1 protein-coding gene and 1 pseudogene are annotated in these 704 nt (G+C 75.4%); both read right to left on the bottom strand.

Features of this window, described 5'->3' with window-relative positions; genetic code table 11:
* Positions 1–324 (bottom strand): annotated as a pseudogene (locus GT354_RS37470) (N-acetylmannosamine-6-phosphate 2-epimerase); the annotation flags it as partial.
* Positions 308–704, bottom strand: a 397-nt coding sequence (locus tag GT354_RS37465) for an ROK family protein (RefSeq protein ID WP_161360847.1), incomplete at its 5' end; no start/stop codon positions are given. The pseudogene GT354_RS37470 and the gene GT354_RS37465, both read right to left, overlap by 17 nt.

Below are 704 nucleotides of genomic sequence, written 5' to 3'. Positions count from 1 at the left end.
GCGGGCCCGAAGCGTCGCGTCGATCGCGACGACGGGTGCGCCGGCCGCCACCACCGCCCGCGCGTGTGCGGCGCTCGGCGTGATGTACACGCCCTCGGTACCGTCCTTCCACAGCCCGATCACCGGCACCTCCACCGCCGCGCATACCGCGGCGACGTCGGGCACACCGCCGATGCCGCCGCAGCGGATCGCCACCGCGCCGCCCTCGACGGCGGCCCGTGCGACGGCGGCCATGATCGCCGGGTCGCGCAGCGGGTCGTCGGCGCGGTGCACTTGGACGGAGACGATCAAGCCGCCCCGCAGTGGGTCAAGCAGCGGATGCATGGTGAAGTCCGTTCGGGCCGTCGGGAGTTGTCGGGTCGTCTGGAGTTGTCAGGTCTTCGGGCAGCAGGGCCGCGCCCACCAGCGGCGCGTCCAGGCCCAGCGCCGCCGCCAGTACGGGGATCTCGCGCAGCGGCGCCAGCACCTCCGCACGCAGCGCGGTGGTGAGCGGGTCGATGAAGCGCGGGCCGATGCCGGCGACCCCGCCGCCCACGACCAGCACCGCCGGGTCGAGCGCGCAGACGAGCCCGGCGAGGGTGCGGCCGAGTACGACTGCGGCGTTCGTGATCACGGTCGCCGCTTCGGCGTCGCCCGCCTGCGCTCGGCGGGTGATCTCGCGCAGGTCGGGGCCGGGTTCTTCGGGATCCGCTCCGGGGGCCGCC

The organism is Streptomyces sp. SID3343 (assembly GCF_009865215.1).
Taxonomy (GTDB): domain Bacteria; phylum Actinomycetota; class Actinomycetes; order Streptomycetales; family Streptomycetaceae; genus Embleya.
This window is presented reverse-complemented; position numbering and strand designations above follow the sequence as displayed.